The 25,541-nt window shown below is 67.5% G+C and carries 27 protein-coding genes; 11 read left to right on the top strand and 16 right to left on the bottom strand.

Features of this window, described 5'->3' with window-relative positions; genetic code table 11:
• The 4 genes from Sa4125_RS18425 to argH all read right to left on the bottom strand — a co-directional run bounded on the left by Sa4125_RS18425 (position 1) and on the right by argH (position 5,871).
• Positions 1–2,652, bottom strand: a complete 2,652-nt coding sequence (locus tag Sa4125_RS18425; protein WP_224000260.1) for a TIGR02302 family protein — start codon at positions 2,650–2,652, stop codon at positions 1–3.
• Between the two features lie 109 nt (positions 2,653–2,761).
• Positions 2,762–4,033: a diaminopimelate decarboxylase gene (lysA, locus tag Sa4125_RS18420; protein WP_224000259.1), complete on the bottom strand. Its 1,272-nt coding sequence runs from the start codon at positions 4,031–4,033 to the stop codon at positions 2,762–2,764.
• A gap of 69 nt (positions 4,034–4,102) precedes the next feature.
• Positions 4,103–4,411: a hypothetical protein gene (locus Sa4125_RS18415; RefSeq protein ID WP_224000256.1), complete on the bottom strand. Its 309-nt coding sequence runs from the start codon at positions 4,409–4,411 to the stop codon at positions 4,103–4,105.
• Positions 4,411–5,871, bottom strand: a complete 1,461-nt coding sequence (gene argH, locus Sa4125_RS18410; RefSeq protein ID WP_224000254.1) for an argininosuccinate lyase — start codon at positions 5,869–5,871, stop codon at positions 4,411–4,413. Before argH ends, Sa4125_RS18415 begins: the two co-directional genes overlap by 1 nt.
• A 44-nt stretch (positions 5,872–5,915) precedes the next feature.
• On the opposite strand from argH, the gene Sa4125_RS18405 reads away from it, so the two are divergent.
• Complete coding sequence (locus Sa4125_RS18405; protein WP_224000252.1) at positions 5,916–6,581, top strand: TlpA disulfide reductase family protein; 666 nt, start codon at positions 5,916–5,918, stop codon at positions 6,579–6,581.
• Positions 6,582–6,586: 5 nt separating this feature from the next.
• Here the strand turns inward: Sa4125_RS18405 and Sa4125_RS18400 are convergent, their stop codons facing one another.
• From Sa4125_RS18400 to Sa4125_RS18390, 3 genes are all read right to left on the bottom strand, one after another.
• Entirely contained in the window at positions 6,587–7,000 is a 414-nt protein-coding gene (locus Sa4125_RS18400; RefSeq protein WP_224000250.1) for a response regulator, read from the bottom strand.
• A 207-nt stretch (positions 7,001–7,207) separates the two neighbouring features.
• Positions 7,208–7,744, bottom strand: coding sequence for a hypoxanthine phosphoribosyltransferase (gene hpt / locus Sa4125_RS18395; RefSeq protein ID WP_224000248.1), 537 nt, complete (start codon positions 7,742–7,744; stop codon positions 7,208–7,210).
• A complete protein-coding gene (locus Sa4125_RS18390) occupies positions 7,741–8,514 on the bottom strand; it encodes a hypothetical protein (protein WP_224000246.1) in 774 nt (257 codons plus the stop codon). The genes hpt and Sa4125_RS18390 overlap by 4 nt, the downstream gene beginning before the upstream one ends.
• Positions 8,515–8,707: 193 nt before the next feature.
• On the opposite strand from Sa4125_RS18390, the gene ftsE reads away from it, so the two are divergent.
• The 4 genes from ftsE to Sa4125_RS18370 all read left to right on the top strand — a co-directional run bounded on the left by ftsE (position 8,708) and on the right by Sa4125_RS18370 (position 12,089).
• Positions 8,708–9,367: a cell division ATP-binding protein FtsE gene (ftsE, locus tag Sa4125_RS18385; RefSeq protein WP_224000245.1), complete on the top strand. Its 660-nt coding sequence runs from the start codon at positions 8,708–8,710 to the stop codon at positions 9,365–9,367.
• A 46-nt stretch (positions 9,368–9,413) separates the two neighbouring features.
• Entirely contained in the window at positions 9,414–10,349 is a 936-nt protein-coding gene (locus Sa4125_RS18380; protein WP_224007962.1) for an ABC transporter permease, read from the top strand.
• 201 nt (positions 10,350–10,550) lie between these two features.
• Positions 10,551–11,201 carry a YdcF family protein gene (locus Sa4125_RS18375; protein ID WP_224000243.1) on the top strand — a complete coding sequence of 217 codons (651 nt, stop codon included), beginning with the start codon at positions 10,551–10,553 and terminating at the stop codon, positions 11,199–11,201.
• 111 nt (positions 11,202–11,312) lie between these two features.
• On the top strand, positions 11,313–12,089 hold the full coding sequence (locus Sa4125_RS18370; RefSeq protein ID WP_224000241.1) for a lysophospholipid acyltransferase family protein: 777 nt from the start codon (positions 11,313–11,315) through the stop codon (positions 12,087–12,089).
• 3 nt (positions 12,090–12,092) lie between these two features.
• Here the strand turns inward: Sa4125_RS18370 and Sa4125_RS18365 are convergent, their stop codons facing one another.
• Complete coding sequence (locus Sa4125_RS18365) at positions 12,093–12,605, bottom strand: gamma-glutamylcyclotransferase (RefSeq protein WP_224000239.1); 513 nt, start codon at positions 12,603–12,605, stop codon at positions 12,093–12,095.
• A 53-nt stretch (positions 12,606–12,658) separates the two neighbouring features.
• Between Sa4125_RS18365 and Sa4125_RS18360 the strand changes: the two genes are divergently transcribed.
• Positions 12,659–13,690: a DUF2125 domain-containing protein gene (locus Sa4125_RS18360; protein ID WP_224000237.1), complete on the top strand. Its 1,032-nt coding sequence runs from the start codon at positions 12,659–12,661 to the stop codon at positions 13,688–13,690.
• Here Sa4125_RS18360 and Sa4125_RS18355 read toward each other — a convergent pair.
• The 3 genes from Sa4125_RS18355 to pheA are packed head-to-tail and all read right to left on the bottom strand — an operon-like array spanning position 13,656 to position 16,639.
• Positions 13,656–14,666 (bottom strand): prephenate/arogenate dehydrogenase family protein, encoded by a 1,011-nt coding sequence (locus Sa4125_RS18355; RefSeq protein WP_224000235.1) that lies wholly within the window; start codon positions 14,664–14,666, stop codon positions 13,656–13,658. The genes Sa4125_RS18360 and Sa4125_RS18355 overlap by 35 nt on opposite strands.
• On the bottom strand, positions 14,663–15,772 hold the full coding sequence (locus Sa4125_RS18350) for a histidinol-phosphate transaminase (RefSeq protein WP_224000233.1): 1,110 nt from the start codon (positions 15,770–15,772) through the stop codon (positions 14,663–14,665). The genes Sa4125_RS18355 and Sa4125_RS18350 overlap by 4 nt, the downstream gene beginning before the upstream one ends.
• Before the next feature lie 48 nt (positions 15,773–15,820).
• Positions 15,821–16,639, bottom strand: a complete 819-nt coding sequence (pheA, locus tag Sa4125_RS18345) for a chorismate mutase (RefSeq protein WP_224000231.1) — start codon at positions 16,637–16,639, stop codon at positions 15,821–15,823.
• A gap of 152 nt (positions 16,640–16,791) precedes the next feature.
• Between pheA and Sa4125_RS18340 the strand changes: the two genes are divergently transcribed.
• The gene (locus Sa4125_RS18340) at positions 16,792–17,979 is read left to right on the top strand and encodes a homoserine O-acetyltransferase (protein WP_224000229.1); all 1,188 of its coding nucleotides are present in this window, start codon (positions 16,792–16,794) and stop codon (positions 17,977–17,979) included.
• Entirely contained in the window at positions 17,979–18,638 is a 660-nt protein-coding gene (gene metW, locus Sa4125_RS18335) for a methionine biosynthesis protein MetW (RefSeq protein ID WP_224000227.1), read from the top strand. The genes Sa4125_RS18340 and metW overlap by 1 nt, the downstream gene beginning before the upstream one ends.
• A 577-nt stretch (positions 18,639–19,215) precedes the next feature.
• Here metW and Sa4125_RS18330 read toward each other — a convergent pair.
• A complete protein-coding gene (locus Sa4125_RS18330) occupies positions 19,216–20,199 on the bottom strand; it encodes an aldo/keto reductase (RefSeq protein WP_224000217.1) in 984 nt (327 codons plus the stop codon).
• A 62-nt stretch (positions 20,200–20,261) separates the two neighbouring features.
• The gene (locus tag Sa4125_RS18325; protein WP_224000215.1) at positions 20,262–21,041 is read right to left on the bottom strand and encodes a methyltransferase domain-containing protein; all 780 of its coding nucleotides are present in this window, start codon (positions 21,039–21,041) and stop codon (positions 20,262–20,264) included.
• Positions 21,042–21,186: 145 nt separating this feature from the next.
• Between Sa4125_RS18325 and gloB the strand changes: the two genes are divergently transcribed.
• A complete protein-coding gene (gloB, locus tag Sa4125_RS18320) occupies positions 21,187–21,984 on the top strand; it encodes a hydroxyacylglutathione hydrolase (protein ID WP_224000213.1) in 798 nt (265 codons plus the stop codon).
• Complete coding sequence (locus Sa4125_RS18315; RefSeq protein ID WP_224000211.1) at positions 21,984–22,433, top strand: cupin domain-containing protein; 450 nt, start codon at positions 21,984–21,986, stop codon at positions 22,431–22,433. The genes gloB and Sa4125_RS18315 overlap by 1 nt, the downstream gene beginning before the upstream one ends.
• 52 nt (positions 22,434–22,485) lie before the next feature.
• Here Sa4125_RS18315 and Sa4125_RS18310 read toward each other — a convergent pair whose 3' ends face one another.
• Together Sa4125_RS18310 and Sa4125_RS24240 are read right to left on the bottom strand one after the other, a co-directional pair.
• Entirely contained in the window at positions 22,486–23,409 is a 924-nt protein-coding gene (locus Sa4125_RS18310; RefSeq protein WP_224000209.1) for an EamA family transporter, read from the bottom strand.
• 134 nt (positions 23,410–23,543) lie between these two features.
• The gene (locus Sa4125_RS24240) at positions 23,544–23,672 is read right to left on the bottom strand and encodes a hypothetical protein (protein ID WP_267461340.1); all 129 of its coding nucleotides are present in this window, start codon (positions 23,670–23,672) and stop codon (positions 23,544–23,546) included.
• Positions 23,673–23,765: 93 nt separating this feature from the next.
• Here Sa4125_RS24240 and Sa4125_RS18305 point away from each other — a divergent pair, with 93 nt between their 5' ends.
• Entirely contained in the window at positions 23,766–24,593 is an 828-nt protein-coding gene (locus tag Sa4125_RS18305) for a potassium channel family protein (protein ID WP_224000207.1), read from the top strand.
• 61 nt (positions 24,594–24,654) lie between these two features.
• On the opposite strand, the gene Sa4125_RS18300 is transcribed toward Sa4125_RS18305, so the two are convergent.
• Entirely contained in the window at positions 24,655–25,440 is a 786-nt protein-coding gene (locus tag Sa4125_RS18300; protein WP_224000206.1) for a DUF3108 domain-containing protein, read from the bottom strand.
• Positions 25,441–25,541 lie beyond the last annotated feature (101 nt).

The raw sequence follows: 25,541 nt of genomic DNA, 5'->3' as shown, positions 1-25,541 counted from the left end.
CTACTGCGTCTTCAGCAGCCGTTCCAGATACTCCCGCTCGAGCTGCGGCGACAGGGCGTCGCCGAGACGGTTGCGGATGGCATCGAGGATGCGGCGGGCGCGCTGGGTGTCGATCTCGTCGGGGACCTCGACGTCCTGACCGAAATCCGCGCCCTGAGTCGACTGAGGCCGTCCCAGCGGATCGCGGCCCGAGCGCTGCTCGCCGCGACCGTAGCCCTGGCCCATCTGGCCTTGGCCGGGCTGCTGGCCCTCGCCCTGCTGCATCGCCTGCTGCATCTGCTGCATCATGTCCTGCGCACCCTTGCGCAGGGCATCCATGGCCTTGCCCTGCTGGCCGACGGCATCGCCGTCATTCCCTTCGCCGAGCGCGGTTTCCGCCTCGCCCATGGCCTCGCCGGCTTCGCCAAGACCTTCGCCGGGCTGCATGCCCATGCCCTTCATCGCTTCTTGCAGCTTTTCCAGATCCTCGCGCAGTTGGCCCTGCTGCTGCTTCAGCTGGTCGAGCTGCTTCTGCAGTTCCTCGGCGCTCATCTGGCCGGGCTGCTGGCCTTCCTGGCCCTGTTCGCCCTGCTGCCCCTCTTCGCCCGGATCGCCGTTCTCGTTCATCTGCTGCTGCATCTGCTGGCGGCCGAGGTCGTAGGTCTGGTCCTTCAGCGCCTGCTGCTGGCGCAGCATCTCGCCGAGCTTGTCCATCTGCTGGCGCATGGCGTCCTGCTGGCCACCCTGCTGCTGCTGGCCGGGCTTCATCGCCTGGAGATTTTGCATCATCTCCTTCAGCTGCGACAGCAATTGCTGGGCGGCCTCCTTCGAGCCGGATTTTGCCAGCTCCTCGATCCGGTCCATCATCTTGTCGAGATCCTGCGGGCGGATTTCCTGGGCGTTCTGCATCTGCTGCTGCGACATCGGCGGCTGGTTCTTCATCGCCTCGGCCAGCGCCTGCATGTATTCCTGCATCGCCTCGCGAAGCTCCGCCATCAGCTTGTCGATCTCGGCGTCGCTCGCCCCGTCCTCCAGCGCCTTGGCGAGGTTCTCCTGGGCGTCGCGAAGCCTCTTCTCGACGAGGGACAGGTTGCCGTCCTCGATGCCGAGGGCGATCTGCCACATGAAGTCGACGGCCGAGACGAGTTCCTCGTCGCTCTCGGCATGGGCGATGCGGCTGCGCACGGCGCGCAGCGCGAGATAGTCGCTGGGGTTCGCGATCGTCTCCTCGCCGCGAAGCGTCACCGCATCCAGCATGCCGACGACCGTCGGTGCGGCGTTGGCGTCGAGCGCCAGCATCCGCCGCTGCTCGATCACGGCGCGGGCGAGGGGCTTGGTGAAGGAGCGCTCGGGAAGCGTGAAGATCTTCGCCTCGGAGCGCCCTGCCTGCCCGGCATCGTCGGTGACGGCGAGGGTCAGGGCGATGCGGGCTCCGGCATAGGGGCTGTCGGTCAGTTCGCTGACCGTCCGGCCCTTGGACTCGGTGCCCTTGGCGCGGCGCGGCAGAGCGAGGTTGATCTCCGGCACGGCGATCAGCGGCCGGGCACCCGCCGCGACGGGTTCCTTCACCTCGATCTCGGCCAGGCCCTTGCGCGCGCCATAGTCGTCGGCGACGAGATAGGATAGTTCCAGGGCGCCATTGCGCGTGACGCCGGGCTCTGCGGCGTAGGCGATGGTCGGCGGCGTGTCGGGCGTGACGGTGAAGGACCAGGTGCCGAGCGTGCGGAATGTGGTCGACAGCGCGGCCGAACCACTGGCCTCGAGGCTGAACTCGTATTCGCCGGCGCCGGCCGCGTCGGTCGCATCGGACGCCTCGGTCGGAGGGGCGGGCTCCGCCACGGCAGGCTCGCCGTCCGCGGATTGCGCAGTCTCGCTCTCGCCTGGCGCTGCCGGATCGACTTGCCCGCCGGGCGTGATCGTCATCGGCTCGCCGCCCGACGCCGGAGTGTAGACGAGGGCCGTCTCCGTGCCATCGGAAATGCGGACGGACAGCATGCTCCCGGTCGGAACCTCGATCGGCGCCGGGGCGCCCGTCGCCGTGGTTTCGGTCAGGAAGATCGGGGCGCGGCCGGTATAGGCGGGCGGTGTCACCCAGGCATCGACGCGTCCCTCGGCGCCGGGCGCCGCCATGGGGGCGGTGAAGACGTCGGCGACTCGGCCGCCGCCGGAGCCGAAGGAATAGCCGAAGGCGGTGAACAACAGCAGCGCCAGCATCGCCCTAAGGGCAAAGGGATCGAGCCGCTCGGTGCGGGTCCGCGGCGCACCGCCGGAAAGGTCGCGAAGGCGCGCTGCCATGCGGTCCTGGTGTTCGCGCCAGAGCGCGGCACCGAAGGCGTCCTGCACCGCGGGCCGGTCACCCTGGGCCTGGAGCGGCTGATGGGCGAGGTGGCTGGCCGTCTCGATCCGGCGGTCGGTCTCGTCTTCGCCCGGCCAGCTGAACCCGCGCAGATTCCAGGCGAGAAACCCTGCCCCGAGAAGGAGGGCGGCCAGCACGGCCCAGCGCGCTACCATCGGGAGGGCGGCAAAAAGACCGAACCAGGAAAGGATCAGAAACAGCGAGGCGAGGCCGGCAAGGCCAAGAAGCGTCGGCCACAGACGCTCGACCACGAGAGCCAAGCGGGTGCGGCGCCGCGTCCAGGGCAGGCCGACCGGTGCCGGCCGCCGTTCTGCCATCCTCATGGAATCCTTGGCCATCCGGCGTGCTCTCGTTTTCGCTGTCGAACCTGCAGGTTAACAGTTTTTACGGCGAAGGCGAGGCGGTGACCGATCTGTGAAGTTGTCGTCAGACGCCATCCAGCCAGGGCGGCAGCCGGTCGAGGGCGATGAGCTCCTCCAGCGTCTGGCGCGGGCGGACGGCGAAGAAGGCATCGTCCTTGACCAGAACCTCGGCGATCAGCGGCCGTGAGTTGTAGGTGCCGGACTGCACCGCTCCATAGGCGCCCGCCGAGGCGATCGAGATCAGGTCGCCGGCGGCGAGTCTCGGCAGGGACCTGTCGTGCGCCATGAAGTCGCCGCTCTCGCAGACCGGGCCGACGACATCGGCGACGATCCGCTCGTCGCTCGACGGTTCGGCAACGGCGGAGATTTCGTGCCAGGCGTCGTAGAGCGTGGGCCGGACAAGATCGTTCATTGCGGCGTCGACGATGACGAAGACCTTGTCGCCGGTGTCCTTCACGTAGAGGACGCGCGAGACGAGAATGCCCGCATTCGCGGCGATCAGCCGTCCCGGCTCGAAGATCACCTTGCAGCCGAGATCGCGAACGCGGCGCTTCACCGTCTCGGCATAGGCCGTCGGCTCCGGCGGCGGGCTGTTGTCTCTGCGATAGGGTACGCCGAGCCCGCCGCCGAGGTCGACATGGGTGATCGCATGTCCTGCCTGCCGCAACGCCCTCACGAGGCCGGCAAGCCGCTCGAAGGCGATGTCGAAGGGTTCGAGCTCGGTGATTTGGCTGCCGATATGCATGTCGATGCCGGCGACCGCGATGCCCGGCAGATGGCGGGCGCGGTCGTAAACCTCGATGGCGCGGTCGAAGGCGATGCCGAACTTGTCGGACTTCTTGCCGGTCGAGATCTTCGCATGGGTCTTGGCGTCGACGTCGGGATTGATGCGAAAGGAGACATGGGCCGTCTTGCCGAGCGCCGTGGCGCGGGCCGAAAGGAGGTCGAGCTCGGGCTCCGATTCGATGTTGAAGCAGAAGATGCCGGTCTTCAGGCCAAGGTCGATCTCCTCGGCCGTCTTGCCGACGCCGGAGAACATGATCTTTTCCGCCGGAACGCCCGCCGTCAGTCCGCGCATCAGTTCGCCGCCCGAGACGACGTCGACGCCAGCGCCGAGACCGGCGAGCGTCTTGAGGACGGCCTGGTTGGAATTGGCCTTCATCGCGTAGCAGACGAGGGCGTCGATATCGGCGAAGGCGTCGGCGAAGACGCGGTAGTGCCGTGTCAGCGTCGCCGTGGAATAGCAGTAGAAGGGCGTGCCGACGCTGGCCGCGATTGCCGGGATGTCGACGTCCTCGGCATGAAGGACGCCGTCCCGGTAGTGGAAATGGTTCATGACTTGTCTCCGGAGCGCTGGCGCGTTCCGTTCGATTCGGAGAAAGGATGATCGGCCGGCCGGCCGCCGTCAGTTCAGCAGGAAATCGAGCGGGAAGGATTTCTTCGCGGCATTCGGATTGTTGCTGACCTCGGCGGGCGAGATCGTCAGGCTGCTGTCGCTGCTGCCGGAAGGGCCTGCCGTGGCGCCAAGTCCGTTCGCGCGCTGGAAGTTGGCGACGCTCGCCGGGGCATCCTCGTTCGGCGTCCTCGATTCGCCGATGGGCGTGTTCTGGGGCTGCGGCGCGACCGGCAGGTTCTTCCGGCCGCAGCCTCCCAGCGCCAGCGCGGCCGCCAGCACCAGGATCGAAAGATTGAAGCGCATCATTCCGTCACCCATCATCGACGCTCAACGGCGGCCACGTTGTTGATACCTGCTCCGGCCGGAGAAATCACCTCCTGCGCCTGATGCAGGCGCCGGCGCCAGTCGGCGATGGCGCTGCGGACATTGTCGGGCGCCGTCCCGCCGAAGCTGACGCGGCTGCGCACCGACGCATCGACGCCAAGGACGGCATAGACAGCGTCCGTGATCCGCGGCTCCAGGGCCTGCAACGCGTCGAGCGGCAGATCCTCGAGCCCGACCTTCCGGCTCTCGGCCAGCGCGACCGCCCGGCCGGTCACGTGATGGGCCTCGCGGAACGGCAGGCCGAGCTCGCGCACCAGCCAGTCCGCGAGGTCCGTGGCGGTGGAAAAGCCGTGGCCGGCGGCGGTCCGCATGGCCTCGACGTTGACGGTCATGTCGCCGACCATGCCGGTTGCCGCGGCCAGCGCGATCTCGAGGCTGTCGATCGCGTCGAAGACCTGTTCCTTGTCTTCCTGCATGTCCTTGGAATAGGCGAGCGGCAGGCCTTTCATCACGGTCAGCAGCGAGATCAGCGCCCCGTTGATGCGGCCGGTCTTGGCACGGACGAGTTCGGCCGCATCGGGATTGCGCTTCTGCGGCATGATCGAGGAGCCGGTCGAGAACGCGTCGGAAAGGCGGACGAAGTTGAACTGGGGGGTCGACCAGATGACGATCTCTTCAGCGAGACGCGACAGATGCACGGCGGCGATCGCGGCCATGGACAGGAATTCGAGCGCGAAGTCGCGATCCGAGACCGAGTCGATCGAGTTGCGCGTCGGCTCGCGAAAGCCGAGGGCGAGGGCGGTCGCATGGCGGTCGATGGCAAAGCCCGTGCCGGCGAGCGCCGCAGCGCCGAGCGGCGACTCGTCGAGGCGCGAAATCGCGTCGACGCAGCGCGAGCGGTCGCGCGCCGCCATCTCGACATAGGCGAGACAGTGGTGGCCGAAGGTGACGGGCTGGGCGACCTGCAGATGGGTGAAGCCCGGCATGACCGTCTCGGCATGTTCCTCGGCCCGGGCGAGCAGAGCTTCGATCAGCCGGCCGAAGGCGGCCTCGGCGTTCTGGAAGGCGGTCTTCACGTGCAGGCGGAAATCGACGGCGACCTGGTCGTTGCGCGACCGCGCGGTGTGCAGGCGTCCGGCGGCGGGGCCGATGATCTCGGCGAGCCGCGCCTCGACATTCATGTGGATGTCTTCGCGCTCCCGCGAGAAGGCAAAGTCGCCGGAAACGATCTCGGCGCGGATCTGTTCGAGGCCGCGGGCGATCTCGGCGCCGTCCTCGCGCGAGATGATGCCCTGGGCGGCCAGCATGGCGGCATGTGCCTTGGAACCGTCGATGTCCTCGTGGAAGAGACGCTTGTCGAAATCGATCGAGGCGTTGATCTCCTGCATGATGGCGTCGGGGCGCGCGGCGAATCGTCCGCCCCACATTTCATTGCCCACCGGTCTCTCGGTCATCGTGCTACTCGCTCATCAAACACAGGCACAAAGGTCGCATCGTCATGCCGGAACAAAACCGCCCCGTCCGCTCGCCGCGCCGTTTCCTGCAGGTCGGCGTTCTGGCGCTCTGCGCGGGCATCGTCGCCGGTGTCGCCGGCATATACGTGAATCACGCGGGCTCTGGCAATGAAGCGGCCGCAGCCTGCCCGGCGGACGACCGGCTGAAGCAGGCGCTGCTGGCGGCGGCGACGGGCGAGGTTGCGGCCGTCGCGCCGCTTGACCAGCCCTTCGACGTCTCCAGCGTGGCCTTCGAGGACGGCAATGCGAAGCCGATGACGCTCCGCGACTTCGCCGGCAAGACGCTCCTGGTCAATCTCTGGGCGACCTGGTGCGTGCCGTGCCGGCAGGAGATGCCGGCGCTGGACGCGCTCGAGGCGCGGGAAGGGGGAGCGGATTTCGGCGTGATCCCGATCAATGTCGATCTCGGCGTGGCCGACAAGCCGAAGGCTTTCTATGCCGAGGCGAACCTCCGGTCGCTGCCGTTCTTTCGCGACCAGACGATGGCGGTTTTCAACGACCTGAAGTCGCAAGGCGTGACGATCGGCCTGCCGGTCAGCCTTCTCGTCGACGAAGCGGGATGCGCCCGGGCGGTGCTGACCGGTCCGGCGGAGTGGGCAAGCCCCGATGCGGCGCGCCTGATCGCGGCGATGCGAAGCGACGCGGTCTGACCGCCCTAACCGTATCGGCGGATCTCGATCGGCGCGGACAGGTCGACGCTATCGATGCGCGACAGGGCTGCGCCAACGGCCCGGCGTATCTCGGCGACGGTAAACGGCTTGTCGACGACGCCGAGAATGATGCGGGCGAGGTCGTCGGCGGCCTCCCGCTGCTCGGCATAGCCCGTCATCAGGAGGATCTTCAGCTCGGGCCACTGGCTGCTGGCCGCGTGGGCGAGTTCGATACCGGTCATGGCCGGCATCCGGATGTCGGACAAAATGAGGTCGAAGGCGCCGTTGGCCGCGACGAGGGCTTCGAGGGCGTATTCGCCGTCCTCGGCGGTTGCGACCTGATGGCCCTCCAGACGCAGGGCGCGCGTCACCAGAAGGCGCACACCCTCGTCGTCTTCGACCACCAGTATTCTTGCCATGTCATGTCCTTGCCTCGATCGCACGGGCAGGCGCAATCCCGGTTGAATCCCGCCATGATTGTCCTGGCATGGCGAGCTTTCCCGAAACTGGCGTCGGCTCCGCTGCCGGTATGGACGGATTCTAGGGGCGTGAACCTTAACAAAGCGCGACGCCAATGCCTCGACTTGTCTTCATCCCCAGGTCCAGCGCCCCTCCGGGCGCTGGCCTCAGTCGAGGACGCGCCCGACGAAAGGCAGTTCGCGAAAGGCATGAGCGACGTCCATGCCATAGCCGACGACAAAATGGTCCGGGCAGTCGAAGCCGACGTAATCGGCGGCGATGTCGGCCTTGCGCTTCATCGGCTTGTCCAGGAGGACGGCGATCTCGACACCGGCGGCGCCGCGCGACAGCATCAGGTCGTGCGCAAACTTGAGGGTACGGCCTGATTCGAGGATGTCGTCGATCATCAGCACGGTGCGGCCCGTCACGTCGGTCTCGACGTCCCGCAGAATGCGGACCTGCCCGCCCTCGGTGCCGGCGCCGTAGCTGGACAGCGAGATGAATTCGACCTCGGGCGCCAGACCCGAACGGTGCATGGCACGAATGAGATCGGCGGCGAAGACGAAGGAGCCCTTGAGCACGGCGACGACGAGAAGCTCGCCGGTCACACGGCCGGCGATCTCGCCTGCCAGGCGCTCGACCTCGACGGCGATGGCTTCCTGTGAGAACAGCGTCTCGATGGGGCGGCCGCGGACGGTTATCATCGTGGCGACGGTCCGACGGCGTCGATCCTGACGTCGCCGATGAAGTCGACGCTGACATCGCCGCGCGAGCCGGCGGGAACCGCGACGGTCGAGCGGAAGAGGAGGGCGCCGCCCGAGGCAAGCTTTTTGGTGCCCGGTGCGAGCATGCGCGTCTGCGTGACGCCATCGGCGGACTTCAGCGCGATGCGGAGGGCAGGCACGAAGCCGGCCTTCGCTGCGGAATTTTGGATCCTTCCCTCGACCGACAGGACCGCGGCATCGCCGCGCGGCACGATCCTGGCGCTGAGTTCCGCGACGCGGAACCCGCCGGCCTGGACGCCTGCGACGGCCGAACCAACCGCCTCCTCCGGAAAGAGGAACAGGACGGCCGGCAGGAGGAGCGCCAGTGACAGCGCGCCGAGCCCGGCAATGCGCCCGTTGCGCGGAACACTGCCGCCGGTGTCCTTGAGAAACAGAGTCAGCCCGCTCGCGCGCGTCGGCGGGGCAAATTCCTGCGGCGGCTGGAACAGGAGGTCGAGGTCGGGGCGCCTGCGGGCCGGCCCGGCGCCCCGTGCCATGGGGTGCTGCGGTCGCTCGAAGGCAGGGGCGAGCCGGATCGACAGCCGCGCGTCGGGCTCGGCTTCCGGCGGCGCCATGGGGGCGGCGGCCGCTTTGGCGCTCGCCGATTTGACGCCCTGCCGTGCGGCGACGACAACGGCTTCACCGTCGATGACCTTGGATGATCTCGGCCAGGCGTGGCGGGTGGCGGTCGAAGCCGATGTCTCGGTCATGGCGATCCCCTACTGTTCAGGAAACGGTAAGGATTTATGGTTAACGAAGCGTGAAGCGGCGTCCCTGACTTGTCGCGGGGCTCCGGCCCGAAACGGCCACAGTGGCCGCGTTGAGAGGTCCGGCGCGGCGCCAGGCGCTGGCGCAGGCTTCCGGTAGCGGCCGCGACGGCGCAGAGACACGAGGGAGTTCCGGGTGATTCGTTTCGAGAATGTCGGTCTGCGCTACGACATGGGGCCGGAAGTGCTTCGCGACCTGACGTTCGAGATCAAGCGGCAGTCCTTCCAGTTCCTGACCGGACCCTCGGGCGCCGGCAAGACCAGCCTCCTGCGCATGCTGTTCCTGGCGCTGAAGCCGACGCGCGGACTGATCACCATGCTGGGCCGCGACGCATCGACGCTGTCGCGCGCTGACCTGCCGGCGATTCGTCGGCGCATCGGCGTGGTCTTCCAGGACTTCCGCCTGCTCGACCACATGACCACCTACGAGAACGTCGCGTTGCCGCTCCGGGTCCGGGGCAAGGAGGAGGCGAGCTACCGCCAGGACGTCATCGACCTCATCAAATGGGTCGGGCTGGGCGAACGGATGCATGCGCTGCCGATCGTCCTCTCCGGCGGCGAGAAGCAGCGCGCGGCGATCGCCCGGGCGCTGATCGACCAGCCCGACATCCTCCTCGCCGACGAGCCGACCGGCAATGTCGACCCGCCGCTGGCGCGCCGCCTCCTGCGCCTGTTCATGGAGTTGAACCGGACGGGAACCGCCGTCATCATCGCCACGCATGATCTCGGCCTCATGGACCAGGTCGAGGCGCGCCGCCTGATCCTTTCCGACGGCAGGCTCGAAATCTATGATTGAGGGCGTCAGACGCGCAGCAGTGAGCGGCATCGGTCAGATCGCCGGGATGGCGCGCAAGCGCGATTCCCGGCAGACGCCGATCGTGCCGCCGGGCAACGTCGCCGGCCGGGCGCTGATGACGGTGATCGGCATCATGACCTTCCTGGCCAGCCTGACGCTCGGGGCGGTGACACTCGTCTCCGACACCGCCTCCGTGTGGGAAAGCCAGATCTCGCGCGAGATCACCGCGCAGGTGCGTCCCGACGACGGGCTGGACATGGCCGCGGCGCTCGAGACGGTGCGCCAGATCGCGCTGGCGACGCCCGGCATTGCCGGCGTCGAGGTGATGGACGATGCGGCGACGGGACGCCTTTTGTCGCCTTGGCTCGGCGAGGGGCTCGACCTCGAGGATCTGCCGGTGCCGCGCCTGGTGCTCATCGCCATCGACGAGAACGCGCCGCCCGACTTCGCCGCCTTGCGCAACCGGTTGGTGGCCGCTGTGCCGCAGGCCAGCCTCGACGACCACCGCGCCTGGGTTTCGCGCCTCGTCACCATGGCCAATGCGACGGTTCTGGTCGGCGTCGCGATCCTGGCGCTGGTGATGATCGCCACGATCCTCACCGTGGTCTTTGCCACGCGCGGCGCCATGACCGGCAATCGCCACATCATCGAGGTGCTGCATTTCGTCGGGGCGCGGGCGGGCTTCATCGCCAACGAGTTTCAGGGCCACTTCCTGCGCCTTGGCCTTGCCGGCGCCATGGTGGGGGGATCTCTTGCCGTTCTGGTTTTCTTGATGATGGGTCTCTGGACACGCTCGAACCAGGCGACCCCCGAAGCCGATCAGATCAGTGCCCTTTTCGGGTCGTTCGCGATCGGCTGGACCGGCTATGTCGGCGTCGCCATTCTCGTCGCAACCGTCGGTGGCCTCACGGCGTTGACCTCGAGACTGACCGTCAAGCGGCAACTGGCGGCGATCGACATGATATCGCCCGTCGAAGGCTAGGCCGAACGGCCAGTCCGAGGGGCGGAAGAATCCGTTAAGGAAATGCGCCCACTCTTCACGATACGAAACGGGACCGTTGATCGATAAATGTCTTCCCTCCGCTCTCCTTCGCTGTCCCTGACCGAGGCCGTCGCGGCCTTGCGTGAGCAGGCTGCGACGTCAACGCACCCGGACGACGGGCGTGAGCGGACTGGCCATCGCGTGGCGGGTACAGTGCGGCGAGGGCTCTTCGGCATGCTCGCGCTTCTCGTGGTCATGACGGGCTACTTTGCCGGCGGCTTCATCCGCTTCACCCAGGAAGTGGCCGAAATGGCGCCCCCCCAGCGCGTCGCTGCGGCCGATGGCATCGTGGTCCTGACGGGCGGCGCCCTGCGGGTCGACCAGGCGATCGATCTCCTGAAGGAAGGTCGTGCCAAGCGCCTTCTGATCAGCGGCGTCAATCGCAGCACCAGCGTCGGCGCCCTGTCGAGGCTGACGGAGACCGACCGGCGTTGGTTCGATTGCTGCGTCGATCTCGACTACGACGCGCTCAACACGATCGGCAATGCCGAGATGACCGACATCTGGGCCCGCGAGCAGGGGTTCGACGCTCTGATCCTCGTCACCTCGGACTATCACATGCCGCGAACGCTGCTGGAGTTCGAGCGGTTCTCGCATGTATCGGTGATTCGCCCGTATCCCGTTGCGCGGGACGATCTCTGGGCAGGGGACGCGCTCCCGAGTGGGCTCGGGTTGAAGGTTCTGCTGACGGAATATGTCAAGCTTCTGGCGACGCGTTTGCGGCTGGCCGCCGGCGTCGAGGCGCCTGTCGCGTGGAGCGGCACGATCACGAACCCCCACCGCGCATCCTGATCGCGGTGAAAAGCTGGCACCAAGGGACGCCATCGTGCATTGGTGCTCGCGCAACGGGGAACTCCAGAAGCTTCGCCTGACGCACCCGACAAACCGGAATCCGTTTTCGCGATGACCGCCTTCCGCTCGCTTGTCTTCACCGCCCTCTTCTATCTGAACCTTTTCGGGCACATGGTGATCTTCTCGCCGGCCGTGCTCCTCGGCCCCGACCACGTGATCTGGTGGGTCACGCGGAGCTGGGCGAAAACCAGCCTCTGGCTCTTGAAGGTCGTGACGGGAACACGCGCGGAGATCACCGGGCAGGAGAACATTCCCGCCGGCGCGGCCCTCATAGCCGCCAAGCACCAGGCCTTCTGGGAGGTCTTCGCCCTCGTTCCCGAACTCGACCGGCCGACCTTCGTCCTCAAGAAGGAGCTGATGAGTATTCCGCTGTTTGGATGGTATGCGCGCCGTCTCGGCATGATTCCCGTCGACCGGGAAAAGCGCGGGGCGGCGCTGAACTCGATCCTCGTCGGCGCGCAGAAGGCCGTCGCCTCGGGGCGGCAGATCATCATCTTTCCCGAGGGCACCCGCACGGAGCCGGGCGCCGAACCGGAATACCGTCCGGGCGTCCACTTCCTCTACAGCCGCCTCGGTGTCCCGCTGGTTCCCGTCGCCCTGAATTCCGGCGTCTACTGGCCGCGTGACAGCTTCGTTCGCCGGGAGGGAACTGTCCGGGCGCAGTTCATGCCGGCAATCATGCCGGGTCTCGACCGCCATGCGCTGCTGCGTCAGGTGAAGGGAGCCATCGAGGGCCGGTCGCTCGACCTGCTGCGCATGGCCTATCGGGAACGCGACGACCTGCCGATCACGCCGGTGATCGCCGAAAGGCTGCGCGAGGAGTCCTGACGGTCAAAGTCGGGCGACCACCGCTTCCAGCCAGGGATCGCGCAGCCCCATCGCCCTGATCTCGGCCAGCGAGGAGCGGACATACTCGGTGTTGGGGCCAGACTGTCCGTGCGCCCGGGCGACGACCTCGGCGGCATGCTCGATGGAGACCGCGCCAGCATACTGGCTGTGGCCGCGGTCGACGACGAAGGCGACCGCGCGCACCGGCCGCCCGTCGAGGAGCCGCACCGATGCCGTCACCTCGCGGTAGACGTTGGTGACCAGCTCGCGTCCTCTCAGATAGTCCAGCACCGCCTCCCGCTCCTCGTGACGCACCCGGAAGGCCATGCCGACGCAGGAGCCGCCGCGGTCCAGCCCGAAGACGAGGCCGGGGCGTTCCGGCGTGCCGCGATGGACATGCGAGCGAATGCAGAGCGCGCGGTGATAGCCCGCCAGGCGAGCCTTGGCGCGTTCCTCGAAGGCAAAGCCGGGTCGCCAGATCAGCGAGGCATAGCCAAAGACCCATAGATCGTTCATTGCGTGACGGATGGCCTCGTAAGGTCTGTTGGGACTGCACAAAAGGGATAGACATGACGCAGTCAAGGGACGGAACCGACCGGAGTGCGCAGCGCGCCTTCGTCTGGATCTTGGTGGTCGTGATCGTGCTCGCCGCCGCGCTCACCGGCGCTTGGTATTACCTCGCCAATCGGCTGGACGTCGCCGTCCGAGCCGGTATCGAGACGGCGGGCGGGCAGGGCGTCGCCATCGCCTGCGACAACCGCTCGGTCTTCGGCTATCCGTTCCGCCTCGGTCTGCGTTGCGACGCGATCCACATCGACGCGCCGGCGGGGGATTTCAGCGCCGGCGGCGGGGCGCTTCGCACGGCGGCGCAGATCTATCAGCCGAACAAGGTGGTCGCCGAACTCGACGGGCCTGTTATCATCGACGCCGAGCGCGTCCCGCCGCTCGACATCCGCTGGACCCTGGCCCAGGCGAGCATGACCTTCCGGACCCGCGGCCTCGACCATTTCGCGCTGCTTCTGGAAAACCCGGTTCTCGCCCTCAGCGAGCCGGCGAATTCGCGCCGCCCCCTCGTCCAGTCCGACCGTCTCGAAGTCCACGCCCGTCGCCGCAACGACAGTCTCGACCTCGCCGTCACCGATCGGGGCGTCAGGGTTTTCGGGCCGACGCTGGTCGCCCTTCCCGCCTTCGACACGAGCGTCGATCTCACCGTCGAGGGGGCCGCGGACTGGCTGGACGGCCGGCGCGACGGCACGACGCTGGGTGAGGCGCTGGCCGGCAAGACCGGCGTCCTGCGCTCGCTTCGGCTTGACCTGGGAGGGGCAAGTGCCGGCAGCGCGGAGGTCTCCGGCCCGTTCCGTTTCGCCGACGACCATACCCTCTCCGGTGCGTTCGACATCGTCGTCAGCGACCCCCAGGCGATCGCCGCCCTCGTCGCGGCGGTCGCCCCCGAGGCGGCCTCGATCGCCGGTTCGCTCGCCTCGGGCGTCGCCTTCGCCGGCACGACGGAGAATGGCCGCACGACCATCCGCATCACCGTCGCGGACGGTCAGGCGATGCTCGGCGTCATTCCCCTGGGGACACTGCCGCCTCTGCACTGACCTCGGGGCCTTGCGCCGACGCCGCCGTCTTTGGCGACCCGGCATCGCCGGCGGCTCGGGTGAGGGGCTGGCGGCCGAAATTCGGCGCGTCGGTGTCCTGCCCGGCCTCGACGATGGAGCGGCGGATGGCACGCGTGCGGGTGAACAGCGCATGCAGCGCATCGCCGTCGCCCCAGCGGATCGCCCGCTGCAGGGAGGCGAGGTCCTCGGAAAAGCGCGCGAGCATCTCCAGTACCGCGTCGCGGTTGTTCAGGAAGACGTCGCGCCACATCGTCGGGTCCGACGCCGCGATGCGGGTGAAGTCGCGAAAGCCCGAGGCGGAAAATTTCACTACTTCCGACTGCGTCACGGTCTCCAGATCGGCGGCCGTGCCGACGATGTTGTAGGCGATGAGGTGCGGCACATGGCTGACGATCGCCAGCACCAGGTCGTGATGCTCCGGGGTCATCGATTCGACCCGCGCCCCGCAGGCCTCCCAGAAGGCCGTGAGACGTCTTGTGGCTTCAGGCGCGGTTCCCAGTACCGGCGTCAGGATCGTCCAGCGGTTCTCGAACAGTTCGAGAAAGCCCGCATCCGGGCCCGACTGCTCGGTTCCCGCGAGCGGATGAGCGGGAATGAAATGCACGTTCTCCGGCAGCAGCGGCTGCATCTGCTCGATCACCGAACCCTTGACCGAGCCGACATCGGAGACGATGGCGCCGGGCTTCAGCGCGGCGACGATCTGCTTCGTGACGGCGCCGGAGGCGCCGACCGGCACCGACAGGATGACGAGATCGGCGTTGCGCACCGCATCCGCCGGGTCCTGGTGGAAACTGTCGCCGAGCCCCAGTGCCTCTGCGCGCGCCAGCGTTTCGGCGCTGCGCGTCGAGATCGCGACGTGGCGGGCGAGGCCCCTGTCGCGGATGTTGATCGCGATCGACGAGCCGATGAGGCCGATGCCGACAAGCGCAATGCGGTCGAAGAGGGGCTCGCTCATGTCGTGGGACGCCCGAGAAAATCGGCGAGCGCGGCGACGACGCCGCGATTGGCCTCCTCGCCGCCGATCGTCAGCCGCATCGCGTTGGGAAAGCCGTAACCGGTGACGCGGCGCAGGATGAAGCCACGCTCGGTCAGGAAGGCGTCGGCCTCGGCGGCGCCGAACCCCGGCGCGTCCAAGAAATGTACGAGCAGGAAATTGCCGACGCTCGGCGTCACCTTGAGGCCGAGCCCCTCCAGGCACCCTGTCAGCCAGTCCAGCCATTCGCTGTTGTGGGCGACGGCCCGCTCCACATGCGCCCGGTCGCCGATCGCCGCAGCCCCCGCCGCGATCGCGAGGGCGTTGAGGTTGAACGGGCCGCGGATGCGGTTCAGCGCGTCGACGATGGCTTCCGGCGCGTACATCCAGCCGACGCGCAAGGCGGCAAGGCCGTGGATCTTGGAGAAGGTGCGCGTCATCACGACGTTCTCCGCCTCCGACACCAGCTCGATGCCGGCACCGTAGTCGTTGCGGCGGACATATTCGGCATAGGCCGCGTCGAGGACGAGGATGACATGGCCCGGCAGCCCGGCATGCAGCCGCCGCACTTCGTCGAAAGGCAGGTAGGTGCCGGTCGGGTTGTTGGGATTGGCGAGGAAGACGAGCCTGGTGCGTTCCGTGACGCAGCCAAGAATCGCGTCGACGTCGGCACGCGCGTCCGTCTCGGACGCGACGACGGGCATGCCGCCGGCGGCGCGGATGTAGATGTCGTAGACGAGAAAGCCGTGCTCGGTGTGGATGGCCTCGTCGCCGGGCGACAGATAGCCGCTGCAGAGGAGGCCGAGCAGCTCGTCCGAGCCGTTGCCGCAGAGGATGTTGGCGGCGTTCAGTCCGTGCGCCTCGGCGATCGCCTGGCGCAGCGCCGTCGCCTGGCCGTCCGGATATAATTCCAGATGCGTCGTGGCTGCCAGCATCGCCTCGACGGCGCGCGGCGAAGGGCCGATGGGCGTCTCGTTGGAGGAGAGCTTGTGCAGGGTGATGCCGGCCGGCGCCGCGCTCTTGCCCGGCACATAGGCCTCGATGTCCAGAATGCCGGGCTTGGGGGCCGGGAGCGCGCCAGGAGTCATGATCGTCGTCCTTCCAGGAAGGGAATTCGGCCGTGCCGAGCCTTGGCGTCAGGCGTCGATGCCAAGGGGTGCCGCATAGCCGCCGACCGCCCTGATGTCGAGACCCGCGGCAGCCGCGGCCTGCTGCAGGGAAGCGGCGTCGGCGGTGGCGATCAGGAGGGAACTGCTGTCCTCCCAGTGCTCCTCGCCGAGGGTCTCGGCAGTCCCGTCACCGAGGAGCGGACTTGCCATAAGGGTGGCGACGGCACGCGACGGGCCGGAGACCACGAGGCACTCGATCTCGAAGGGCACGGGATCGGCCAGAGGCGGCGCCAGAACGAGAGCGGGGGCGCCGGCCTCGCGGTCCGCAGCCTCGAAGAACGGCAGGCGGGCGACGACCTGTCCGCTCGTCAGCCCCTCCCACCAGGCATCGGCCTTGTCGCCGAGCATGACGACGCCCAGCCGGTCGCCGCCCTCCTCGATCCATTCAACGACGTCGTCGGAACTGGCGCAGGACAGGAGCGGCACGGAGAATCCGAATGTGAAGCGGGTGGTCTCCACGGCCGCCACGCAGTCGCCCGTCGTCGACACCGCGACCTCGAACGGCGCCTGCAGGGCGGTGAAGGTGGAGATGATCTCGCGCCAGAGGTGCTCGATCGCGGTCAGCGGCAAATGTCCCTGGTGGCGCTGCGCCAGGCGGCGCATCATGTCGGCCTCGCGGCCCGGGCGGAAGGCGGCGCCATTGCGCGCGGTGCCCTTCACCTCGATGAGCTCGTCGATCACCATAGCGCGCTGCATCAGGAGGCGGTGAACCGACTCGTCGATCGCGTCGATCTTGGCGCGCAGTTCCGCGAGCCTCGAAGGGTCCGCAGCCGTGAGGGCCGTCATTCTCCACCTCTCTCAATCCCGGGCATTGACGGTCCTTCTACCGGGCGCGGGGAGGGTTGCAAAGCCATGCGGCCATCGGCGAGAACTTGCGTTGACCGGCGGACCGTGATGTTGGTCGGCCGATCGATTAGCGACGACGGATTTCTGGCTTCATGACGATCATCGCCCCTTCCCCGCCGGCTGAGACGGAGGACGTCGCCCGCCGCGAAGCGCGTAAGCCGTCGAGCCTCGTTGCCCATTTCGGCGCCGACGAACCGCTGAAGCTCGACGCCGGCCGCGAACTCGCGCCGTTCCAGATCGCCTATACGACGCATGGCACCCTCAACGCGGCGCGGTCGAACGCCATCCTGATCTGCCACGCGCTGACGGGCGACCAGTATGTCGCCAGCCCCAATCCGGTGACAGGCAAGGCCGGCTGGTGGTCGGCCCTGGTCGGCCCCGGCAAGCCCGTCGACACCGACAGATACTTCGTCGTCTGCTCCAACGTCATCGGCGGCTGCATGGGCTCGACGGGGCCGGCGTCGATCGACCCGGCCAGCGGCGAGCCCTATGGGCTGGACCTGCCGGTACTCACCATCCGCGACATGGTCCGGGCCCAGGCGATGCTCGTCGACCGGCTCGGCATCGACACGCTGTTTGCCGTCGTCGGCGGTTCGATGGGCGGCATGCAGGTGCTGGAATGGACGGTGAGCTATCCCGGCCGTGTCTTCGCCGCGCTGCCGATCGCCACGGGCGCGCGCCATTCCTCGCAGAACATCGCCTTCCACGAGGTCGGTCGCCAGGCGGTCATGGCCGACCCGGACTGGCAGGCCGGGCGCTACATCACCGCCGGCACGCGCCCGCACAAGGGCCTGGCCGTCGCGCGCATGGCCGCGCACGTCACCTATCTCTCGGAGGCGGCACTGCAGCGGAAGTTCGGCCGCAACCTCCAGAATCGCACACAGCTCGGCTTCGGCTTCGACGCCGATTTCCAGATCGAAAGCTACCTGCGCTACCAGGGCATGACCTTCGTCGACCGCTTCGACGCCAATTCCTATCTCTACATGACCCGGGCGATGGATTATTTCGACATCGCCGCAGACTATGGCGGCAGTCTCGCCGACGCCTTCCGGAACACGCGGACGCGCTTCTGCCTCGTTTCCTTCACGTCCGACTGGCTGTTCCCGACCGAGGAAAACCGCGCCGTGGTGCATGCTCTCAACGCCGCCGCGGCATCGGTCTCCTTCGTCGAGATCGACACCGACCGCGGCCACGACGCCTTCCTCCTGGAAGAGCCGGATTTCTTTGCCGCGATCGGGGGCTTCATCTCGTCGGCGGCGCGCATGCGGGGGATCGCCTGATGGATGCGCGGACCTCGGGATTGCCCGCCGCGACGACCAGCGCCGTTCTCGCCGAGGCGGCGCAGCGCATCGACCTGCAACTCATCGCCGATCTCGTCCGGCCGGGAAGCCGCGTCCTCGACGTCGGCTGCGGCGACGGTTCGCTCCTGGAACTGCTGCAACTCCGTCGCCAGGTGGACGGGCGCGGCATCGAGCTCAGTCAGGCCGGCGTCAACGAATGCGTGGCGCGCGGCCTCTCCGTCATCCAGGGCGATGCCGACCGCGATCTCGTGCACTATCCAGACGACGCCTTCGACTATGTGATCCTGTCGCAGACCATCCAGGCGACGCGCAATCCGAAGGTCGTCCTGTCGGAACTGCTGCGCATCGGCGAGCGGGCGATCGTCTCGTTTCCGAACTTCGGCCACTGGTCGATCCGCCTATCGCTCGGTTTCACCGGCCGGATGCCGGTGACCAAGAACGTCTCCTATGCCTGGTACGAGACGCCGAACATCCACTTCTGCACCATGCGCGACTTCGTCGAACTGACCGAGGAGATCGGCGCCAGGATCGAGACGGCGATGGCGATCAACGCGACCGGGCAGAAAATGGGCATGCGCATGCCCTGGGCCTTCTGGAATCTCTTCGGCCAGCAGGGCGTGTTCGTGCTCAGCCGGTAGCTGTTCAGCGGCCCTTCGAGGGAGCGCGATGCGGATCGAGTTCGACAGTGACGAGGACGCGGCCAACTTCGAAAAACACGGGCTCTCCCTGGCACGCGCGGTGGGAGATCCAGGCGGTCGTCGCCGACGACCGGCACGACTACGGGCAACTCCGTTTCCGTGCGTTCGGTCTGATCGACGACGCCACCCTTGCCTTGTCTAGGCAATACGCGAGGGACATATCACGGTGATCAGCCTTTGCCGTGCTCATGGAAAGGAAGTGAAGCGCTGTGTCACGCGCTCCCGATCCGATCATCGATGACGACAACCCGGAGTGGACGGCCGACGATTTTGCCTGAGCTCACTCCGCTGCCGATCTCCCGCCGGAAGTTCTGGCGGCCTTTCCCCGGACTGCAGCTGGCGTCGGGGGTAAAGTTGCGGTTCCGATCAGCGCCGACATTGTCGGGTTTTTTCAGGCCAGCAGCGGCGACTGGGAGGAACGCATCGATGCGGCACTTCGCAAGGCTTCTGACGGCCAGTCGAGGCCCCCAGCCGACGGCAGGGAGCCCTGCTCAGAGCGCTCCTCGGAACGCTCGCTTCAGAGATTGACCGCCTTCATCCCCGCCTCGGGGTAGCGCGTGCCGGCTGCGGCGCCCGGCGAGAAGGCGTCGGCGAGTTCTTCGAGGTCGTCGGCGGACAGTGTGACGGTGGCGGCCGCGGCGTTCTCCTCCAGATACTTCGTCCGCTTCGTGCCGGGAATCGGGACGATGTCGTCGCCCTGCGCCAGCACCCAGGCCAGCGCCACCTGCGAGGCCTTGACGCCATTGCGGGCCGCGATCGCTTCGACCAGCTGCACGAGCTTCAGGTTCTTCTGGAAGTTCTCGCCGGAAAAGCGCGGCGAACCCTTGCGGAAATCGCCTTCCGGCAGGTCGGCTTCCGTCTTGAAGGCACCGGTCAGAAAGCCGCGGCCGAGCGGCGAATAGGGCACGAAGCCGATGCCGAGTTCGCGCACCGTCGGCAGGATCTCGTCCTCGGGGTCGCGACTCCACAGCGAGAATTCCGTCTGCAAGGCCGTGATGGGGTGTTCCTTGTGGGCGCGGCGAATGGTTTCCGGCGCGGCTTCCGACAGACCGAGATGCAGTACCTTGCCCTGTTCGACGAGACGTCCCATGGCGCCCACCGTCTCCTCGATCGGCGTCGCAGGGTCGACGCGGTGCTGATAGTAGAGGTCGATGACCTCGACGCCGAGGCGCTTCAGGCTGGCTTCGCAGGCGCTTTTCACATAGTCCGGCCGGCCGTTGATGCCGAGCCGCTCGCCCCTGGGGCCGCGGACATTGCCGAACTTCGTCGCCAGCACGACGCCTTCGCGGCGGCCCTTGAGGGCCTGGCCGACGAGTTCCTCGTTGCGGCCGACGCCGTACATGTCGGCTGTATCGAGAAAGGTGACGCCGAGATCGAGGGCACGGTGGATGACGCTGATCGATTCGGCATCGTCTCCTTCGCCGTAGAATTCCGACATGCCCATGCAGCCGAGGCCGAGAGAGGAGACGACGAGGTCGCGGCCGAGTGTACGCTTTTTCATGGCGTTTGCCTTCCAGGAATTTGGGTAGTACCGGGAGACACATAGCGCGATGCGGGTCGAGGTCAGCCCCCGCGGGATGGCTTCGGCGGTTCGCCGCCCTCGCGCCGCGTCGCTCCCGCGCCCTGGGGCACCAGTACCGGCTTGATGATCCGCCGCCGCTCGCGCCGGGCGCTGGCGACGGGCACGCCGCGATAGACCTCCTTGGTCGCCTCGATGACGATGACGCCGGAAAACAGCGGCCACAGCTGCCGGCCGAAGCGCTCCAGCGCCGGAGCCAGACCCAACAGCGTGCGGCGCTGGAAGGGCGGAAACAGCAGGGCTTCGGACCAGGCGCAGGGCGTGAACATCGCCGCGCGCAACAGCTGCATCAACTGGCCGCGCGACCAGGGCCGTCCGGAGCCGAAAGGCGTGTGCTCGAACCTCGTCCAGACGCCGCGGCGGTTCGGCACGACGATGACGATCCGTCCGCCCGGCGCCAGCACCCGGCAGCATTCGCCCAGCATTTCGAGCGGGCTTTCGGCGAATTCCAACGCATGGACGAGAAGGAGGCGGTCGATCGAGGCGTCGCCGAGCGGCAGTTCTTCCTCGCCGACCAGCGCCGTCAGCGAGGCGCCCCCCACCGGCCAGTTCACCGCGCCCTGGCTCGCCGGCATAAAGGCCAGCGCCCGCTCGCAATCCCCGGCGAAGCGATCGAGATAGGGCAGGGTGTAGCCGAGCCCGAGCAGCCGCTCCTGCGGAATGGATCGCCACATCTGCATCAGCGAAGCGGCGACCGCCCGTTCCGCCGCGATGCCGAGAGGGGAGGCGTAGAAATCTCTGAGGTCGACGATATCGGCGTTCATGCTCAGGGGAAGACGCCTCCGGACGATCAGCGGGCCTTCGCTATAGCCTGATCTCCGAAGGCCGTGTAGCCCCGCGGTCGCCCGGGCAGGTCGGCGCGCCGTGCATCCTCCCTCCAAACGGACCGCCGGCGCTCTACCTTGCGGGATGACGAACCCGCAAAGGAGCAGCCTCTTGGCAGAGACCCTCATCCGGCAATTCATGTGCCGCAGCGACAATTTCGGCGTCCTGGTCCACGACGCCGCATCCGGCGCCACGCTGTCCATCGATGCGCCCGAAGAAGCGCCGATCGTCGCGGCGTTGGAGGCAGAAGGCTGGCGCCTGACCCACATCCTGACGACGCACCACCACGCCGACCACGTCGCCGCCAACGAGGCCCTGAAGGCGCGCTACGGTGCCGAGATTCTCGGTCCGGAGAAGGAAAGCGCGAAAATCCCCGGCATCGACCGGACGGTCACGGGCGGCGACCGGCTGACAGTCGGCGGCATTGCGGTCGAGGTGATCGATACGCCCGGCCACACCATCGGCGAGGTCTCCTACTATCTTCCCGAAGCCAGGGCGCTGTTTGCGGCCGACGCGCTGTTTTCGCTCGGCTGCGGCCGCCTCTTTGAGGGCGACGCGGCGATGATGTGGGAATCCTTGCAGCGCTTGCGTACGCTTCCCGACGACACCATGCTCTACTGTGGCCACGAATACACGACGACGAATGCCCGCTTTGCCGTCGACGTCGATCCCGGCAACACCGCGCTGCGCAATCGCGTCGAGGTGATCGAGCGGCTGCGGATCGCCGGCAAGCCGACCCTGCCGGTTTCGCTCGGCGAGGAAAAGGATACCAATCCGTTCCTTCGGGCCGACAACGCGGACCTGCAGGCGGAAATGAAGATGGCAGGCGCGGACCCCGTCGCGGTCTTTGCGGCGCTGCGCGAGAAGAGGAACGGTTACTGATGAGCTCCAAGGCGCTTGCCATCGTCCGCCAGTTCGACCTGAAGCCGCATCCCGAGGGCGGCTGGTATCGCGAGACCTTTCGCGACACGGAGGTCGACTCTGCCGGGCGGCCGCGCTCGACGGCGATCTACTACATGCTGGAAGCCGGCGACACGTCGGAGTGGCACCGCGTCACCGACGCCGCCGAGGCCTGGCACTGGTATGCCGGCGCGCCGCTCGTGATCACCGTCTCGTCGAACGGCCACGACGCTTCAGCGCACCGTCTGGGACCGAATGTCGAGATGAACGAGAAGCCGCAATTCGTCGTGCCGGCCGGCTGGTGGCAGACGGCGACGAGCCTTGGCGAGTTCACCCTCGTCGGCTGCACGGTCGCGCCCGGTTTCAGCTTCGACAGCTTCGAGATGGCGCCCAAGGACTGGCGCCCCACGCCGCGGACAGCTCAGGGCTGACCGGTCCGGGAGGTGGCGCGGCGCCCAGTGCCGCGCCATCGCCGCATGCCGGTCAATCGGTGCGAAAGCCTGGCTTCCGGGCGGCGTGCGCGGCCCGCCGAGCCACGAGTAGCCGCGCAAACAGCGGCAGCGCCGCCAGCGCCGCGCCGGCGGTGATGAGACCTGCCGCCAGGAAGATCGAGACATTCGTCTCGGCCTCGCCGGCCAGGACGAGTACGAGCGTCGACATGAGAGGCGCGGCATAGCTTGCGGCGCCGAGAAGCTGGATGTCGCCGTGCTTGACGCCATGGTCCCAGACATAGAAGGCCGCGCCGACCGGCAACAGGCCGAGAAGGACGACCGACGACCATTCGCCTGTCCCGGACGGCCAGACCGTCGCCTCGAACAGTCCGTGGGCAAGGAGGGAGAGGACGGCGGTCGCGGCGCAGAAGCCGGTCACGATCTCGCTCGGCACGCTGCCGAAACGTCGCGACAGCAGTGAGTAGCCTGACCAGAACAGGGCGCAGAGCGCGGCGAGGCCGTAGCCGAGGGCGTGGTTTGCAGAGAAATCGAGCGAGGCCCGCCCGGCAATGATCATCGCGGCCCCGGCAAGCCCGAGCAGGGCTCCGGCGAAGTGGAACCAGCGCAGCCTTTCGCCCGGCAGCATCGCCGAGCCGAGCACGATCAGGAGCGGCCAGAGATAGGCGACGAGGCTCGCCTCGGCGGCGGGCGCATGGCGGAGTGCGGCGAAATACAGCGCGTGATAGCCGAACAGCCCGACGATGCCGAGCGCCCAGACCGGCGCGGGCTGGCGAAAGGTCTCGCGCAGCGTGACGCCGCCTTTCGGGCGCGCCGCCAGCCAGGTCACCCCCACCAGCGTTCCCAAGGCGAAGGTCATGGCATTCATCTGGAACGGCGGCACCGCGCCGCTTCGGGCCGTCAGCAGAGCCAGCAGCGACCACATCAGGATCGCGGAGAAGCCGAGGAGGGTCGCCATGTCTGTTCCCGGATCAGCTGCCTGCCGGTAGCAGGCCGAGAGCCCGATGCGATAACCGATAAGCCGCGCAAAGCCCATCGTTCACATATGCCGGCGCCGGCCGACCTTTCGACGGGTGCTGACAAGCCAAGATCTCAGTGCCAGTGCCAGTGCCAGTGCCAGTGCCAGTGCCAGTGCCAGTGCCAGTGCCAGTTCGGGCGCATGCGCCGAATGGCGCGGCGCCGGAAGAGGCAGGTGGCGTGGCCGCGGCTTGTCCCGTCCATCGCTCCGGGCTAGGACAAGGCGGTCGATCTGCCCGGAAGGCTGCAGGTGCGTCGTGGCCTTGCCGGTGGTGGCGGCCCCCGAAAAGGCCTGTCATGCCCGAGACTGCTGTTCCCCTTGATCCCTCCCGCCGGCCGGGCGATGAGGCACCCGCTCGGCACACTTCAGGAATACGGGTCCGGCTGCACGAACTCTACCACGGCCGGACGAAGCGGGCCCAGCGTTTCCAGATGACCGTGGTGGTCGTCGATCTCCTGGCGATCGCCTTCTTCATCGCCACGCCGGTGCTGCTCGACACCGGCGCCTTCCTGTGGATCGACTACGCCGTCGCGGTGCTGCTTGCCGCCGACATCGGGGCAAGAGGCCTCGCCAGTCTCGACGTCATGCGCTGGCTGCGCCGGCCGACCGTTCTCGTTGACCTTCTGATTCTGGCGACGCTGCTCGCTCCCTACTGGCTGGCGAATTTCGGCTTCCTCAGGATCCTGCGGCTCTGGTCGATATCGCGCAACGGCATCATCTGGATCCCGCTGCGCCGGCACGGGCTCCAGCGCTGGGAGGATACGGGGCGGGCGATCGTCAACCTGATCACCTTCCTGTTCGTGGCCACCGGCTTCATCTACACCAGCTTCTTCCGCGCCGGGTCGGGACTGTCTGGCTATATCGATGCGCTCTATTTCACGGTTGCGACGGTGACGACGACCGGCTTCGGCGACATCACGCTGCCTGGCCCCTGGGGCAAGCTGACCTCGATCATCACCATGCTGATCGGCATCTCGCTCTTCGTCCGGCTCGCGCAGCTGATCTTCCGGCCCTACAAGATCGGCTTCAGCTGCCCGCAATGCGCCCTGCAGCGACACGAACCCGACGCCGTGCACTGCAAGGCCTGCGGCTTCCGCCTGAAGATCCCGGACGTCGACGACTGAACACCGTCGGCGGCACCCGGCGACTATCGGCGCCGCGCCTCCGAGAGGGACCCCTCCGCGCTCAATTCTTGGCGAACATCGAGGCGCGCAAGGTGAGCGGGCCGATCTCCGTCGGGATCTTGGCATAGACAGGCGCGAAGATGCCGGTGTCCTTGATCGGCGCGAACCAGAGTTCGATCGTCTGGCGCTGGATGAACTTCATGCCGCGGGAGGCGGCGCGGTAGCCGCTGACGGGCTCGATGCGGACATTGCAGACGACGACATCGCCCTTGTAGCCATCGGTCGAAAATGGCCGCGTCCCGCCGGGCGAGAGCACCAGATCGAGCCGCGACCAGCCGTCGAAGAAGGGCAGGCGGCGCTTGCACAGCGATTCGGGCGTCGCCTTGCCCTTCAGCATCAGACCGCTCAGCGGATCGACGACGGACGACAACTGGCTCTGGGAGACGGGCACGTAGTCCTTTTTCGGCTTCGTCACCTTCGGGGCGACCTCGGCCGTCGAGACCTTGCCGGACCGGAAGGTGACGGCGCTGCGATAGGTCTTCTTGTCGCTCGAATAGTCGAGCCCGTAGCTGTGGGCGAAGAGCTTCGTGCCCTGGATGCGGCCGGCGACGCTGCTCTTGCCCTTGATCCTTGTCACGATGTCGGCAAGGCCGCTCGAGGCAAGCGTTCCCTCGACGCGGTAGGCATCGCCCCTGATCGTCGTGTCGAAGGAGGCGCGGCCGACCGGCAGGCCGATCAGCGAGACGTCATACTGCGTCGACATCGCTTCGGCGGCTGCCGGCATGGCCGAGACGGCGGCGAGCAAGAGAGCCAATGCGAGTGTGGGCCGGGTGCGGGCGGGCTGCATGATGCTCTTCCTCGATTCTGGAGCGTCGCTCGGCGCAGCTCTGTCGTCACTATGGGCGAGCCTCGGTCCGGCGTCACTCGTCTGGCAAGCAATTCTGGCGA

This window comes from Aureimonas sp. SA4125, from assembly GCF_019973775.1.
GTDB lineage: Bacteria > Pseudomonadota > Alphaproteobacteria > Rhizobiales > Rhizobiaceae > Plantimonas.
Note: the sequence above shows the minus strand (reverse complement) of the source record. Positions and strands in the feature narration are given on the sequence as shown.